Genomic DNA, 15,191 nt, shown 5'->3' on the forward strand with positions numbered 1-15,191 from the left:
TTTTGATCTGTAAAAATACCATAGTGAAGCTATAAAACCAAGATTTCGAAAAATAATCCGACACATTGTTTTATTTTTGCATCATGAGATATAGTCCACTTGCCTTAACATGGCTATTACGTATTTACCCACCATTTCTATTTCAGGGAATCTGGGTTAAAAAAATTAGCCCCGGCTTCCAAGGCGCCAAAGTAAAAATTTATAAGACACCATTCAATATCAATACCAACAAAACATTATTTGGCGGAACGATCTTTTCTGCAGCAGATCCAATATTCCCCATCCTCATTGATCAGTATCTTCAAAAGATTGGTTTTAAGAAAACGGTGGCCTGGTTAAAATCATCACAGATCACCTTTAAGAAACCCGGTAAAACCAGCGTGGAATATTCTGTGCAACTCTCCGAGGAAATCCTTGAAGAATGTGCCCATATTATCCGCACAAAAGGCAAAGTAGTAAAGGATTTTACACTGGAAATTAAAGATAAGTCTGGCGATCTCTGTGCCACGGTACGTTGTGAAACCTATATTCGTGACTTGAATTTTACATTCCCTTCCAGAAATCGAAATATTGAGCCATAAGAAATTAATATATTTGTCCAATTACCAAAAAACAAAAAACATGAATAAAATCGCGTTTGTAGCTATCGCATCCTTGGCAATAGCAGCATGTGGAACTCAGGGAAATGGTGCAACAGGTGTAAAAGCCCTGCAAGATTCAACTATTAAGATACATGATGAAATTATGCCTCAAATCGCTCATTTCGACCGCGATGCTGTTAAGATAGATTCTATTTTGGCAAATTTAAAAAACCTAAAAACAACTAAGGCTGATTTAGACACCAATTTAACAAGAAAAGAGCTAAGCACATTGAAAGCTAATTTAGAAAGTGCTACAGACCATATGATGGACTGGATGAAAGGATATAACCCAGATTCAACAGATGTTAAATATTTTGAAACAGAGCTGCAAAAAGTAAGTGATATGAAAAAAATATTTGATAATGTTTCTAAAGAAAGCCAAGACAAATTAAAGAATTTTTAAATCCAAAAATTCAAATAACGCAGTCCACCCCGCTTTAGATTAACATTAAATTGTTCGTGTAAAGATGGAATCAAGCTTTTACAAACAAAACTATTAAACACATGAGATCCATAACTAAATTTTACTGCGCAACTGGCCTTTTACTCGGTTTATTTTCCTGTAAAAACAATAGCCAGACAAGCCTACCCATCTATGGCGAAAGAGAAGCTGTAGAAAAAACAGTTGATGGAAAACAAATCGTAGATACAGTCTATCATACTATTCCACCTTTTAAACTGCTCAATCAGGATAGTACAATGATTTCAGATAAAGATTTTGAGGGTAAAGTATATATCGCCAACTTCTTCTTTACCCATTGTCCAAGTATCTGTCCGACGATGAATCGCAACCTATTAAAGATATACCAGCAATACAAGGATAATGAAGAAGTTCGTTTCCTGTCCCATAGTATAGACTTTAAATACGATCAACCCTATGTACTGAAAGATTATGCCAATAAATTGGGTGTAACCAATAATCACTGGCAATTTGTTTCGGGGACTAGAGCAGAAATATATGGTCTAGCCAATCAATACCTGGTTTATACCGCTGAAGATAAAAATGCACCTGGAGGTTACGATCATCAAGGTTACCTTGTCTTAATAGATAAGGATAAAAGAATTCGGGGTGCCTACGACGGTACAAACGATGAGCAGGTAAAAAAATTGATGAACGATTTACCTTTACTCTTGAGTGGGGCTAAAAAATAACATGCGCATTCTCTTAACAACAGGTATAACGATCGGGGTTATTTTATCGATCTTGATTGGTTGTCAGCAGGAAGTTGATATCAAAACGGCACAATATGCGGTTAATGGTCAAAAGGTATACCGGACACATTGTCAAAATTGTCATGGAGAGAAAGGTGAAGGATTGGGAAATCTCTATCCTCCCCTAACCGATACTACCTTTCTGCAAACGCATCGTCAGGAGCTTGCTTGTATCATCAAGCACGGGACTTCCGGAGAACTTGAAGTAGCAGGCAAAAAGTTTAATAATACCATGCCCGCTTCAAATCTTTCTGCAATTGATATCGCTTATGTATTAACATACATCAATACCAAGATCAATAAAGGAAAGAATCTATATCCTCTGGAAGAAGTGGAGAAAAATTTAAAAAATTGTAAATAGAAAAAAGCGTTGGTTTTATAAGCCAACGCTTTTTTTTCTATGCAACCGATCCACCTCCTCTAAGAAAGATCTTCGGGCCAATCTGCAAGCGACAATCAAGCTACAACCCTGGCACTCTTGGCACTACTTCCCCTCCGCCCATCAAAAAAAATAAAAAGTTGAAAACAATTTCACCTTTTTTTCCTTATTGTATTATTGGTTCAAATCGTTTTATATTTATTGATTTATAACAATATTCTGACATTTTGGATCCAAATTAATCGTTAATTTTGCAACCGAATGAACGTTCGATTGATGAATTCCAATGAAAAAATTGCGGCAGTACTTGCCAGCACACTAAAACTTATACAAACAAACGGCTTCCATGGAACGCCGATGAGCAAAATCGCACAAGATTCTGATGTAGCAATAGGAACTATCTACCATTATTTTCCATCAAAAGATGACCTAATCTTTGCACTGTTCAAACATTGTAGAACATTACTGAATGATTACATTTTTGATGGTATAAAAGATGATTTCGATTATAAAGATTCCTTTATTCATATCTGGCGCAACTTTGTCAAGTTCTATTTAGAAAATGGGCATATCTTCAGTTTTTTTGAACAGTTTTTTTCCTCTCCTTATTACGAGAAAAACAAAGCTGAGATACAAGAACCTGTAGGTGGACAAAATAAAGTTGTTGATTTTTTACAAGAAGGCATTGATCGAAAAATATTGAAACAGGTAGACGTCCATCTTTTGGTGGCCAGTTATATTGGTGTAGCCTTATCGACTGTTCACAGTATCAAATTTAAAGATCTCAAATTCTCTGAACAGAATGTAGAAGATTTAATTGGGATTATTTGGGATGGAGCTATTAATAGAGAAAAAAATAATTAATTACATATATGAAGTTTAATAGAATCGTTTATTCCTTGGCGGCCCTGTCGCTTTTGAGTAATACAGGATTTGCACAACAGCAATCTGAAAACTTGCCGGCAAATGCAACACTTCAGCAGCTGATTGATTACGCCTTACGTAATCAAATCTCTGTAAAACAAGCACAATTGGACGAGGCCATCGGTGAAAAAGATATTGACATCTCCCTTTCAGGTTGGTATCCACAATTGGGTCTAAAAGGAAGTTACAATTATAATGTCATTGTTCCATTAGCAAATATTGGCGGAAATAATATTAAAATGGGGCAGAACAATGCGAGTGCCTTAACGCTTCAAGCAGACCAACAGATCCTTAATCCGGAGCTAATGCAGGCAAAAAAAGCCGCTGAGCTGGTACGTCTCGGTAATAAACAAAATACGGAGAACAAAAAAATAACAGCTGTTGTGGAGGTCAGTAAAGCCTATTATGACATCCTTACCTCGGAAGAGCAGATCAAGATTGTTCGCGAAAATATTGCTCGCCTTCAAAAACAATTGAAAGATGCGAAGTCACAATATGATGTGGGTTTAGTTGATAAAACCGACTATAAGAGAGCGCAAATTGCGTTGGCAAATTCGAATGCTGACGAGAAAAGAACGGTTGAGCTTCGTAAATATAAATACGAATACCTTAAACAATTGCTAGCTTTGGATAAAAGCAAAAATTTGACGCTTTCATTTGACAATAGCAGTATGGAATCAGAGATTCTACTTGATACAACTGCAGGAATAAGTGTCTCTAATCGAATTGAATTCCAACAATTGGAAACATCGAAAAAGATTCAACAGTTGAGCACACAGTATTATAAATGGACATATTTACCAAGCGTAAGTGCCTTTTATAATTACGCATTCAACTATAGAAATGATAAATTCAGTAAGCTTTATTCCGACAATTTCCCGGGTTCAGTAGCTGGCCTAAATGTTTCTTTTTCAATTTTCGACGGGTTTAAACGTAAAAAACAAATCAATAAATCCAGATTGCAGGAAGAAAGAATTGACTGGGATATCAAAAATTTAGAAAACAGCATTAACACAGAATATTCGTTGGCAAAGGCAACCTATAATGCAAATTTAAATGACTGGAAAACAGCTAAAGAAAATGTGGATCTCTCCAAAGAAGTATACGAGACAATCAAACTTCAATATGACGAAGGTATCAAAACTTACCTCGATTTAATGACGGCAGAGACTGATCTCAAAACAACACAGCTCAATTATTTGAACTCCCTTTATGCGCTATTATCAAGTAAATTGGATGTTCAGAAAGCAGTTGGGGCAATCCACACAAATTAATCAATAAACGGAAACTAATACAAATCATGAATAAAAGACAATTATTATTCGCTTTCTTCCTTGGGACGGCATTAGTATGGACCTCTTGTGGAAATAAAGATGCAAAAAAGCAAGGTGCAGCACAGGCTCAGGCTGAAAAAGTTGTCCCTGTCAGCTTTGGTGTCGCATCGCATGAGACTGTTACAGGTACAATCAGCTATCCAGCAACAGTCAAACCGTTGAACGAAGCAGATCTATATGCGGAAGTAAGCGGCTATATCACAAAAATATATGTTTCTGACGGTGCAGTAGTTTCCGCAGGACAAGCTCTTTATGAAATTGATGGAACACGCTACAACGCAGCTGTCCAACAAGCTAAAGCAAGCTTACAGGTCGCACAGACTGATTTGGACCGACAAAAAAGAGATTTAGCACGTTACCAGACATTGGCCGATAAAGATGCGATTGCGAAGCAGGTTTTTGACAATGCAGTATCAAATGTAGCAGCTTCTCAGGCACAGGTAGAGTCGGCTCGTGCGGCATTGGTCACTGCAAATACAAACTTATCACGGTCGACGATCCGCGCTCCTTTCAGTGGTACTGTAGGGATATCACAGGTACGTTTGGGAGCCTTGGTTAACCCAGGTACAACCCTATTGAATACTTTGTCTTCAACCAGCCCAATTGCTGTTGAGTTTCAGGTAAACGAAAAGGATATTGCCAAATTTACTCAATTGCAAAGTAGCCATTCATCTTCGGACCTTTCTCTTTTATTGCCAAATGGAAGCACTTATGAAGGCAAAGGAACGATCACAACCATTGACCGCGCAGTTGACCCTGCTACCGGAACAATCAAAGTGCGGGCGACTTTCCCGAACAATGCCAACGAATTGCGGGCTGGTATGAATATTACGATGAATGTATCAACAACCTCGGCTACAGAAGAAGTTGTTGTACCTTACAAAGCGGTCTTTGAGCAGCTCGGGGTATTTAACCTTTATGCGGTGAATGATAGCAGTAAAGCCGAAATACGTCAAGTAAAATTAGGTATTAAAGCTGGTGATAAAATTGTGATTAAAGAAGGTGTCAAAGACGGTGAAAAGATTATCGTCGACGGTACCATGAATGTCCAAAATGGAGTTAAAGTAGTTGATGCTGCTGTCGCTGCCCAACAGGCTGCCAAAGGAGCACCTCAAGGAAAATAACACCATTAATTTTTTAAAGAGAATCTAAAAGATATAGAATGATTTCAGAAGTATTTATTAAGAGGCCAGTTACCGCAATCGTTATTTCGATATTGATTTCAATTATCGGGATCATTGCAGTATCCACGTTGCCAATTAGCCAGTATCCTTCTATTGCACCTCCAACAGTAACGGTTACGGCCAATTACACCGGAGCTGATGCACAGACGGTTGAACAAACCGTGACAACTCTTATCGAGAGTCAGATCAATGGTACACCTGGCATGATTTATATGTCGTCCAATAGTACGTCAAATGGTCAAGCAACAATTACGGTGACATTTGAAGTAGGTACGGATATCGATATTGCGACCTTAGACGTACAAAACCGCGTGGGAATCGCTGAACCAGCCCTTCCCGAAGCTGTGAGACGTCTGGGAATTACGACCCGTAAAGCCAATAACGATATCCTGATGTTGGTTGCCTTAACTTCACCAAAAGGAACAAGAGATGAAAATTTCTTGGCCAATTACAATAACTTATACGTTAAAGATGCGCTCTTACGTGTGAAAGGTGTCGGTGACGTAACCGCTTTTGGTCAGCCGTTTTCAATGCGTGTATGGCTAGATGCAAATAAATTGGCTAATCTAAGCATGACCCCGGCCGATGTATCGACAGCGATTGCGGAACAAAACTCCCGCATACCTGGTGGTAGTGTGGGTGGACGTCCACAAGAGTCTTCGACGGTATTTGAATATCCAATCATTACCGATAGTGACCTTTCGAATCCGGAAGACTTTGAAAACATCGTTGTAAAAACCAACAAAGATGGATCTATCGTACTTTTAAAGGATGTTGCACGTGTTGAATTGGGTCAATTTAATTATGGTACATCATCTACCGTAAATGGTATGACCTCATCTGCGATGATGATTAACCAGACCCCGGGAGGAAATGCCGTAGAATCCGCAGAAGGTATTGTGACAGCATTGGAAAAATTAAAGAAATCTTTTCCAACTGACGTAGATTATACCATCAGTTACGAGACAGTTTCGGTAGTAAATGCCTCAATTTCTTCGGTTATCCATACCCTAGTTGAAGCATTGATCCTGGTAACAGTGGTGGTATTTTTCTTCCTTCAAAGCTGGAGGGCAACATTAATCCCCGTATTGGCAATTCCTGTATCCATCATCGGTACATTCATCTTCTTCCTGATGTTTGGCTTTTCGGTCAACAACCTGACCATGCTCGCCTTTGTATTGGCCATCGGTATTGTGGTGGATGATGCCATCGTTGTGGTGGAAGCTGTCCAGCACTATATCGACCATTATAAGCTGGATGCAAAAGAAGCGACACGTCGCGCCATGGGCGATATCACCGCTCCGGTTATTGCAATTGCATTAATTTTGGCTGCCGTATTCGTTCCTGTAGGTTTTATCCCTGGGATGGTCGGTAAATTGTACCAACAATTTGCCATCACGATCGCTGTGTCCGTTATGTTGTCTGCATTTATTGCCCTTTCGTTGACCCCAGCATTATGTTCGATTTTATTAAAACCAACAGCAGTACATGAAGGTGCCAAAGGTTTGAATAAATTTTTCTACAAATTTAATGTCTGGTTTGAAAAGGTGACCATCAGATACTCCAATGGTGTAAAACAAGCAATCAAAAAAGCACCACTTGTATTGATCATTCTGTTGTGTATTTTTATCGGAACAGGCTGGATGTTTACAACCAAACCGACAGGATTTATTCCTTCGGAAGATGGTGGTGCATTTTTTGCAGGTATTACTTTGCCGGAAGGTTCTTCTTCTGCACGTACTAATGAAGTCCTTAAAGAGATTGAAGCCGATCTACACAAGACTTTCCCTGAAATCAAGTATGTTACCGCAATTTCTGGTATCAATATCCTAAACCGCGCGTTTAAATCCAATGGAGCAACAGTGTTCGTTTCTCTTAAACCTTGGGAAACCCGTACACGTACTGCAAACGATATCGCTGGAATGATTATGGGTAAATACATGGGTTATACCAAAGCACGGGTATTGGCGGTAACACCGCCGGCAATTCCAGGTTTAGGTACATCTGGAGGTTTCTCTTTGCAAGTACAGGATTTACAGACTGTAAATATCAAAGATTTCGAAGCAACAGTCGGCAAATTCTTGATGGCAGCCAACCAACGTCCGGAAATTGGAATGGCCTACACGATGTTTAATACCAATTCTCCAAACTACAAATTGGAGGTCAATCGTGAACAGGCAAAACGTATGGGCGTGCCTATCTCAAGTATTTATTCGACAATATCATCCTATTTGGGAAGTAGCTATGTCAATGACTTTACAAAGTATGGTCGTAGTTACCGTGTCGTGACACAAGCTGATATTCCGTACCGTATGAATATTGAAGACATCAACAAATTGTATGTCAACAATGTTTCTGGGAACCCTGTACCGATGGGTACACTGGTCAAGTACGAATTAATGACAATGCCTTCAATCATCAACCACTACAATATCTTTAGAAGTATCGAGATTAATGGTAGTTCGGCTCCCGGTTTCTCATCTGGAGATGCATTGAAAGCTTTGCAAGAAGTGGCTGCACAAACATTACCAGAAGGTTTTGACTACCAGTTCTCCGGTCTATCTCTTCAAGAGATGCAATCCGGGTCAAAGACCATCCAAATTTTTGCCTTATGTATCCTGTTTGTGTTCTTACTATTGGCTGCCTTATACGAAAGTTGGTCTGTACCTTTCTCCATTTTGTTATCTGTACCACTAGGTGTATTTGGGGCTATATTAACCCTAACATTAATCCCTACATTGGATAATAACATCTATGCACAGATTGGTCTGGTCACCATCATTGGACTTGCTGCTAAGAATGCGATTCTAATCGTTGAGTTTGCTAAGGAACGGGTTGATATTGGGATGAACCTTTATGAAGCGACATTAGATGCTGTAAAATTGCGTTTACGACCAATTATCATGACGTCCTTTGCCTTCATCTTGGGGATTATTCCATTGATGCTATCCCATGGAGCTGGAGCAATTTCTCGCCAAACAATCGGTTGGACGGTATTTGGTGGTATGACTGCAGCCACACTCCTAGCGATCTTTATCGTTCCAGTGCTATTCGTTGTGATTACACGTATGGCATACGGTAAGAAAAAATTGGCTGAATTAGAAGCTAATTTCGATGAAGAGAAAGCGAAAAATTTAAGTTCACACTAATTATACGCTGCCTCTGTGAAGAATCCACACGGAGCTAACAGCAAGAAGCCTTTCCTTGTAACAAGGGGAAGGCTTCTTTTTTGCTCGTCCAATTATATTTTTTTATTTTTACAGCTCACTATTAAAAGTATATGTCACCTGAATCACAACGAAAATTTGAATTACTAAACCTTCTTGCCGAATCCTATGACGCGCTATTATTTGATGTCGATGGTACCCTGGCTGATAATATGGATGCACACAAGCAATCATATAAGGCTGCAGCTCAACAATACGGGGTCGAGTTGGACGTCAATTTGATTGATGAAACTGCCGGATGGCCCACTGTGGCTGTTGCAGAGGAAATCAGCAAACGCTATGGCGTAGATTTCGATTATCAAGAATTTTCAACACTAAAGTCTACCATTTTTCGAGACGAGTATGTTTTCAAGACTAAGCCTGTAGATTACGTTGTTGAACATCTAAAATATCAGAAAGGTAAAAAACACATCGCTGCCGTTTCAGGAGGAACCAGAACAACCTTATCCATGACCTTAACCACCATTGGTGTATGGGATGATTTGGAAACACTGGTTTGTGCTGGAGATACAGCTGAGGGAAAACCTTCACCCCAACCCTTTCTTTTGGCAGCGGCTCAATTGAATATTGCTCCGGAAAGATGCCTGGTCTACGAAGACGGGATCCCAGGAGTTGAAGGTGCGAAAGCCGCAGGAATGGGTTGGGTTCGCGTTGATGAAATTTAATAAATCCCGATTTGCAGACTATAAAAAAAGCCGCAGTAAACTTCAAGCTTACTGCGGCTTTTTTATAGCATTATGCTATTTAAAAACTAGTAATTATTTTCACTCCCCCGTTGCTATAGTTCAAATCGGATGATTTCAAATTTCCGATTGGAGCTTTATAATAAGGCTCTACAGAAATGGATAATTTTCCAACTTTCTGTTTCCGACCAACTGAAAAATTAATAAAGCCGTTCACACCTTTATCATCAACATTTTTGTCTTGGGATTTTTGTCTGTACTCCGTATTATTTGTTTCATAGATCGTTGCCCGTTCCTGATCCAATACACCAACATAGGATACACCGACTGAGGTATAGAAATTCTTGTTGATCGCATATCTAACATCCAATGGGATATCAACTGTTAGGATTTTACCTGACACTCGTTCATTACTCTTTGCATCTTTTGCATCTGCTGCCCGCATCGCAAAGGAATTATTCAAATTCGATTGAGAAATATAATTTGGCGCATCTGCATTAAGAGAATTTGATCCCATTGCAGGAGTAATGGGTGAATTACCCGAAACAGCTCCATAATGTTGAATGGAAGCTCCTGAACGAAGACTTACCTTACTCGAAATATTATAGGCTAGTGCGACCCCACCGCCCAGCGTTATACTTTCTGACGTAGAGGCAGGTGATACAAAAGCGCCCATTTCCCATTTCTTATCTTGGTTAACGTTCGTGTGTACAACACTATTCCTTGCCCCACCTTGTTGCGCAGCATACAATTGTGATAGTTTTGCAGCATCGCGTTGCGTTTGATTAACAGGCGACATAAACCCTGAATTGGCCGAAGCAATAACGGCACTACTATTCGTCACAGTGGTATTTGTTGACGCGCTTACTCGTTCCACTTCACTTTCCGTTAGACCAACCTGCGCTGAAAATGAATTATTTTTCAATTGCATGGACTGCAGCCTTCTTAAATCGGCTGATACAGCCACATCGTGGCCCCGCATTAATTGCCCAGTACTCAATACCAAGTGGTGATTGTCCAAATTTTCAGTTGAATGGTCCGTTGGCACAGAATAGGTATAGGGCTTCTTCGCCGATAATACCTCTGCACTCACAATCCTATCGCCCGTAACATCCGATAACGAACGCTGTATCGATCCTTTTAAATCCTTATGATCACCTAAAACATCTTCGCGTTCCGGCAGATGTGTCAAAACGACAGCAGGTAAATCAGTCTCCACATTCGTCTTTAGCCCCCAATATCCTACACCAAAACACAATAACACAGCCGCAGCAGCACTCCAATACTTCCAATTAGAGGAACGATGTGCTGAAACGCCATAATTTGAGGCAAATTTCTCCCAGGAACCTTCTTTATAAGGTAGTTCATGGTCTTTTAATTGTCCAATGATCTCTTCTATCAATTCCTTTTTCTTATTGTCTTTCATCGTAACAACAATATTTATCTTATTTCTTGAACTACGCCTGTATAATCCAAGTATAATTTTCTAAGTTTTTGTTTCGCTCGCGTCAGATAAGTCCTTGACGTACTATCTGGTATATTAAGCATCTGGGCAATTTCATCATGTGAATACCCCTCAATTTCATAGAGATTAAAAATAGTTTTTTGAATTTCAGGGAGCTGATCGAGCAGACGCATAATCTCATTGACCTCCAGTCGACTGTCCAATTGTACTGCCGGTGTATGCATATCCCCTTCTCCCAAATCTTCAACCGAATAAAACTGCTTTTTACTTCGTAAAAAATCAATCGAAATATTGGCAGCAATTCGTCCTATCCATGCTCTAAACGATTTTTCGAGATTTTCATCTTCAATATCCCTATTAAATGATTCCAATTTTCGAAATACCCGAACAAAGCTTTCATTCACGAGCTCTTCCGCGTCCACATCCTGTTTTACATAACGAATAATAATAGCCATGAGATAACCATAATACTTCTTATAAACGAAAGCCTTGCCGTCCTCACGATCGCGCAAGCAACGCTCTAAGGCATCATGTAAAGATGATAGCTTCTTGTTATAAAAATATGACCGAATTATGCCCACTTAAACCATTTAATTATTAAGTTTCAAACTTAGACAAATTGCCTTTCATATGCAATCAATAACACATGCCATGTAAACAATCTATCGAATTCTCCCCTTCATTATGAACGTTTTTTTCGAGGAGATAACGAAATTAAAATTATAAAACTCAAAATCAAATAGTCGAATGTCCCCTTGTAATAATATCACTATTTAACTATTTTTATCCCATATAACGGAATGCCATTTCCTTTCGCTACAGTGTTTTCAAAAAAAATCCATAAAAAGAATTGAAAAAAATGGCTATTTTTGCGTGATTTTCACATTTTAAATATTATTCATACCGAATGAGTACTGTATTATCCGAACAGGAACAACTTAGAAGACAAGCGATGCAATCGTTGTTGGATATGGGAATTGATCCATTTCCAGCAAACGAATTTGTCGTCAATGCACATGCTGCTGATATTTTAGAAAATTACGATAGAGATAAATTGAATTATAAGAACATTACCATTGCTGGACGTATCATGAGTCGTCGTGTGATGGGTAGTGCTTCGTTCTTTGAAATTCAAGACTCTACCGGACGTATTCAAGCTTATATTAAGCGTGACGATGTATGTCCTGATGAGAATAAAGACCTATACAATGTCGTTTTCAAAAAGCTATTGGATATCGGAGATATCGTTGGTATCAAAGGCTATGTCTTCACAACACAAACCGAGGCTATTGCAGTACACGTAGAAGAACTTACCGTTTTATCCAAATCGCTACGTCCCCTACCTGTCGTTAAATCTGCAGAAGGTAAAACTTTTGATGCCTTTACAGACCCAGAGCAACGCTATAGAATGCGTTACGTGGATTTGATCGTAAATCCAAGTAACAAAGACATATTTATCAAACGTACGAAGCTTTTCAATGCCATGCGCCAGTTCTTTAACGACGCGGGGTATATGGAAGTAGAAACACCTGTCCTACAATCCATTCCAGGCGGTGCTGCAGCACGTCCGTTTATTACACACCATAATGCTTTAGATATTCCATTATATCTTCGTATCGCCAACGAGCTTTATTTAAAAAGACTAATCGTTGGTGGATTTGATGGTGTATACGAATTTTCTAAGAACTTCCGTAATGAAGGAATGGATCGTACCCACAATCCAGAGTTCACCGCAATGGAAATTTATGTAGCCTATAAAGACTACAATTGGATGATGGACTTTACAGAACGTCTGTTAGAACATTGTGCCTTGGCTGTAAACGGTACGACTGAAGCTACCTTCGGGGAACATAAAATTGACTTCAAAGCACCATATAAACGGATATCGATGACAGATTCCATAAAGGAATTTACTGGATTTGATATTACTGGAAAATCTGAAGACGAAATCCGTATTGCCGCCAAAGGAATGGGCATTGATGTAAACGAAACCATGGGTAAAGGCAAATTGATCGATGAAATTTTCGGTGCAAAATGTGAAGGAAACTACATCCAACCAACATTCATTACAGATTATCCAAAAGAAATGTCTCCTTTAACGAAGAAGCACAGAGATAATCCTGATTTAACCGAGCGTTTTGAGCTGATGGTTTGTGGAAAAGAGATTGCCAATGCTTATTCAGAGCTTAATGATCCAATTGATCAACGCGAACGATTTGAAGATCAATTGCGCCTTTCTGAAAAAGGTGATGATGAAGCCATGTTTATTGATCAGGATTTCCTTCGTTCATTGGAATATGGAATGCCGCCGACCTCTGGACTTGGAATCGGTATGGACCGTTTAATCATGTTCTTGACCGATAATGCGTCAATCCAAGAAGTTCTTTTCTTCCCACAAATGAGACCTGAAAAAGTCGCCAAAGTAGCAGAAGTGAAAGATTATGAGGAACAAGGTATTCCTGCAGCTTGGGTTCCTGCCTTACAAAAAATGGGCTTTACAACCATTGAAGCTTTAAAAGAAGCGAATCCGAACAAGGTTTTTAATGACCTTGGTGGTATGCGTAAAAAACTGAAACTAGATATCAATATGCCAACGAAAGACGAAGTATTTGCTTGGTTCAATTAAATCGGTATCTATAATCGCTAAAAAAGCTGCCTCAATAAAATTTGAGGCAGCTTTTTTTGTTTAGAGCGATCTTGTAAAAATGTTTAAAATGGTCCAATGCGACCCACAAACCCCGAGATTCCTTTCTGTAGTATCTCCGATCCTATCAGATTTGTATAATCCGCTCATCAGCCTCTATATTAACAGGGAGATTACAGGGGGTTAACAGGGGTAAACCCTTGTTAATACCCTGTTAACCCCCTACAATAAGTATGGTAAATCCCCATCAATTCAGAAGCTGTTAAGAGGATAGCACGATGCTATGCAACGTAATGCAGCTAAAAAGATGCGCTATGCATTTAAGCACAGGATATATGACACAATTGTCACCAATATATGACTCCCGTCAATTGGAGACATTTATTATATTTACATATCGTTAACTAAGTCAGTTTTTAGCATATGAAGAATATTCTTGCGCTTGATGGTGGTGGTATCCGGGGTATCATTCCTGCAATGGTTCTTGTCGCTCTGGAAGAGAAGTTACAAAAGCAGACCATGGATCCCAATGCACGGATTGCTTCCTACTTTGACTTTATTGCAGGTACAAGCAGCGGCGGAATTCTGACTAGCATTCTTTTGTATCCGGAAGAAGGCAATCCCACCCATCCGAAATTTTCTGCGCGAGATGCCTTAAATCTATTTGTTAATCATGGCACTGAAATTTTCAACGCTTCCAAATGGCGGCGTTTTTTAGGTGGATTTGGTCTTGTCAGCGAGCTCTACTCGTCCAACACATTATCAGACGTTTTGGATGAGTATTTTCAAAATGCACGATTGAGCCATCTTATCAAACCCTGTATCATCACTGCGTATAACATTGAATTACGGAAGAATCATTTTTTTAGACAACAAAAGGCAATTACACACGGCGAAGCAAGGGATTTCTACCTTAAAGATGTTTGCAAGGCTACGTCCGCTGCACCCACATTTTTTCCTGTTGCAGAGATCTATTCGCTTTCAAAAACAAGATACCCTTTGATTGATGGCGGTGTGTTTGCTCAAAACCCCTCAATATGTGGTTTACTTGAAGTTTTAAAGGCTTTTAACAGCACGCAGATAAACGACATGTTTATGGTATCCTTAGGTACAGGAATGTCAAAAACAGCTTATAATTACGAACATTTTAAAAAGAAACTTGCTATACAAATCGGTCCCGCTTTAGTTGACATTATGACAAGTGCATCTTCTGAAAGTACCGAATTTTTTATTCGGCAACTATTTCAAAGTAACGGTAAGCAACAGAATTATCTCCGCATAGAACCAGCCAATCTATCGAGCATCAATGCATCATTAGATGCAGCCTCGCCCAACAATATACAGAAGTTGATCTCCTTATCCGATAAAATGATCAGTGAGCATGAGGATACATTGGATTATATCGTTGCGCATCTCATTAAAGAAAAGAGTCAAAATAAGAAGAAAAATCCATGGAGCCAGTTGATGGATAAGTTCTAAAAGATTACTTTTACGCATA

Annotated in this window: 13 protein-coding genes; 11 read left to right on the forward strand and 2 right to left on the reverse strand. The window is 39.2% G+C overall.

Annotated features, from left to right (window positions below; translation table 11 throughout):
* The first annotated feature begins 83 nt into the window (after positions 1-83).
* The 9 genes from K2F45_RS14160 to K2F45_RS14200 all read left to right on the forward strand — a co-directional run bounded on the left by K2F45_RS14160 (position 84) and on the right by K2F45_RS14200 (position 9,566).
* Complete coding sequence (locus K2F45_RS14160; RefSeq protein WP_070563819.1) at positions 84-581, forward strand: PaaI family thioesterase; 498 nt, start codon at positions 84-86, stop codon at positions 579-581.
* A gap of 40 nt (positions 582-621) precedes the next feature.
* The gene (locus K2F45_RS14165; RefSeq protein WP_075992748.1) at positions 622-1,044 is read left to right on the forward strand and encodes a hypothetical protein; all 423 of its coding nucleotides are present in this window, start codon (positions 622-624) and stop codon (positions 1,042-1,044) included.
* A gap of 101 nt (positions 1,045-1,145) precedes the next feature.
* Entirely contained in the window at positions 1,146-1,793 is a 648-nt protein-coding gene (locus K2F45_RS14170; RefSeq protein WP_075992749.1) for an SCO family protein, read from the forward strand.
* A gap of 1 nt (position 1,794) precedes the next feature.
* Positions 1,795-2,214, forward strand: coding sequence for a c-type cytochrome (locus K2F45_RS14175; RefSeq protein WP_075992750.1), 420 nt, complete (start codon positions 1,795-1,797; stop codon positions 2,212-2,214).
* 294 nt (positions 2,215-2,508) lie between these two features.
* Positions 2,509-3,096 (forward strand): TetR/AcrR family transcriptional regulator, encoded by a 588-nt coding sequence (locus K2F45_RS14180; RefSeq protein ID WP_158638758.1) that lies wholly within the window; start codon positions 2,509-2,511, stop codon positions 3,094-3,096.
* Between the two features lie 8 nt (positions 3,097-3,104).
* Complete coding sequence (locus tag K2F45_RS14185) at positions 3,105-4,430, forward strand: TolC family protein (RefSeq protein ID WP_075992752.1); 1,326 nt, start codon at positions 3,105-3,107, stop codon at positions 4,428-4,430.
* 26 nt (positions 4,431-4,456) lie between these two features.
* Positions 4,457-5,614 carry an efflux RND transporter periplasmic adaptor subunit gene (locus K2F45_RS14190; protein ID WP_075992753.1) on the forward strand — a complete coding sequence of 386 codons (1,158 nt, stop codon included), beginning with the start codon at positions 4,457-4,459 and terminating at the stop codon, positions 5,612-5,614.
* Between the two features lie 38 nt (positions 5,615-5,652).
* Positions 5,653-8,823 carry an efflux RND transporter permease subunit gene (locus K2F45_RS14195; RefSeq protein ID WP_075992754.1) on the forward strand — a complete coding sequence of 1,057 codons (3,171 nt, stop codon included), beginning with the start codon at positions 5,653-5,655 and terminating at the stop codon, positions 8,821-8,823.
* A gap of 131 nt (positions 8,824-8,954) precedes the next feature.
* Positions 8,955-9,566, forward strand: a complete 612-nt coding sequence (locus tag K2F45_RS14200) for an HAD family hydrolase (protein WP_153844589.1) — start codon at positions 8,955-8,957, stop codon at positions 9,564-9,566.
* Positions 9,567-9,645: 79 nt separating this feature from the next.
* Here the strand turns inward: K2F45_RS14200 and K2F45_RS14205 are convergent, their stop codons facing one another.
* Together K2F45_RS14205 and K2F45_RS14210 are read right to left on the reverse strand one after the other, a co-directional pair.
* Positions 9,646-11,010: a hypothetical protein gene (locus K2F45_RS14205; protein ID WP_075992755.1), complete on the reverse strand. Its 1,365-nt coding sequence runs from the start codon at positions 11,008-11,010 to the stop codon at positions 9,646-9,648.
* A gap of 14 nt (positions 11,011-11,024) precedes the next feature.
* Positions 11,025-11,630 carry an RNA polymerase sigma factor gene (locus K2F45_RS14210; RefSeq protein WP_075992756.1) on the reverse strand — a complete coding sequence of 202 codons (606 nt, stop codon included), beginning with the start codon at positions 11,628-11,630 and terminating at the stop codon, positions 11,025-11,027.
* 326 nt (positions 11,631-11,956) lie between these two features.
* On the opposite strand from K2F45_RS14210, the gene lysS reads away from it, so the two are divergent.
* Positions 11,957-13,675 (forward strand): lysine--tRNA ligase, encoded by a 1,719-nt coding sequence (lysS, locus tag K2F45_RS14215; protein WP_075992757.1) that lies wholly within the window; start codon positions 11,957-11,959, stop codon positions 13,673-13,675.
* Positions 13,676-14,116: 441 nt separating this feature from the next.
* On the forward strand, positions 14,117-15,172 hold the full coding sequence (locus K2F45_RS14220; protein ID WP_075992758.1) for a patatin-like phospholipase family protein: 1,056 nt from the start codon (positions 14,117-14,119) through the stop codon (positions 15,170-15,172).
* Positions 15,173-15,191 lie beyond the last annotated feature (19 nt).

Source organism: Sphingobacterium siyangense, assembly GCF_023277505.1.
GTDB classification, from domain to species: domain Bacteria; phylum Bacteroidota; class Bacteroidia; order Sphingobacteriales; family Sphingobacteriaceae; genus Sphingobacterium; species Sphingobacterium siyangense.

Coding starts and splice junctions, on each gene's coding strand:
- K2F45_RS14205 (WP_075992755.1), bottom strand. CDS start 11,010: ATGAAAGACAATAAGAAAAAGGAATTGATAGAAGAGATCATTGGACAA.
- K2F45_RS14220 (WP_075992758.1), top strand. CDS start 14,117: ATGAAGAATATTCTTGCGCTTGATGGTGGTGGTATCCGGGGTATCATT.
- lysS (WP_075992757.1), top strand. CDS start 11,957: ATGAGTACTGTATTATCCGAACAGGAACAACTTAGAAGACAAGCGATG.
- K2F45_RS14190 (WP_075992753.1), top strand. CDS start 4,457: ATGAATAAAAGACAATTATTATTCGCTTTCTTCCTTGGGACGGCATTA.
- K2F45_RS14185 (WP_075992752.1), top strand. CDS start 3,105: ATGAAGTTTAATAGAATCGTTTATTCCTTGGCGGCCCTGTCGCTTTTG.
- K2F45_RS14175 (WP_075992750.1), top strand. CDS start 1,795: ATGCGCATTCTCTTAACAACAGGTATAACGATCGGGGTTATTTTATCG.
- K2F45_RS14160 (WP_070563819.1), top strand. CDS start 84: ATGAGATATAGTCCACTTGCCTTAACATGGCTATTACGTATTTACCCA.
- K2F45_RS14165 (WP_075992748.1), top strand. CDS start 622: ATGAATAAAATCGCGTTTGTAGCTATCGCATCCTTGGCAATAGCAGCA.
- K2F45_RS14200 (WP_153844589.1), top strand. CDS start 8,955: ATGTCACCTGAATCACAACGAAAATTTGAATTACTAAACCTTCTTGCC.
- K2F45_RS14195 (WP_075992754.1), top strand. CDS start 5,653: ATGATTTCAGAAGTATTTATTAAGAGGCCAGTTACCGCAATCGTTATT.
- K2F45_RS14180 (WP_158638758.1), top strand. CDS start 2,509: ATGAATTCCAATGAAAAAATTGCGGCAGTACTTGCCAGCACACTAAAA.
- K2F45_RS14170 (WP_075992749.1), top strand. CDS start 1,146: ATGAGATCCATAACTAAATTTTACTGCGCAACTGGCCTTTTACTCGGT.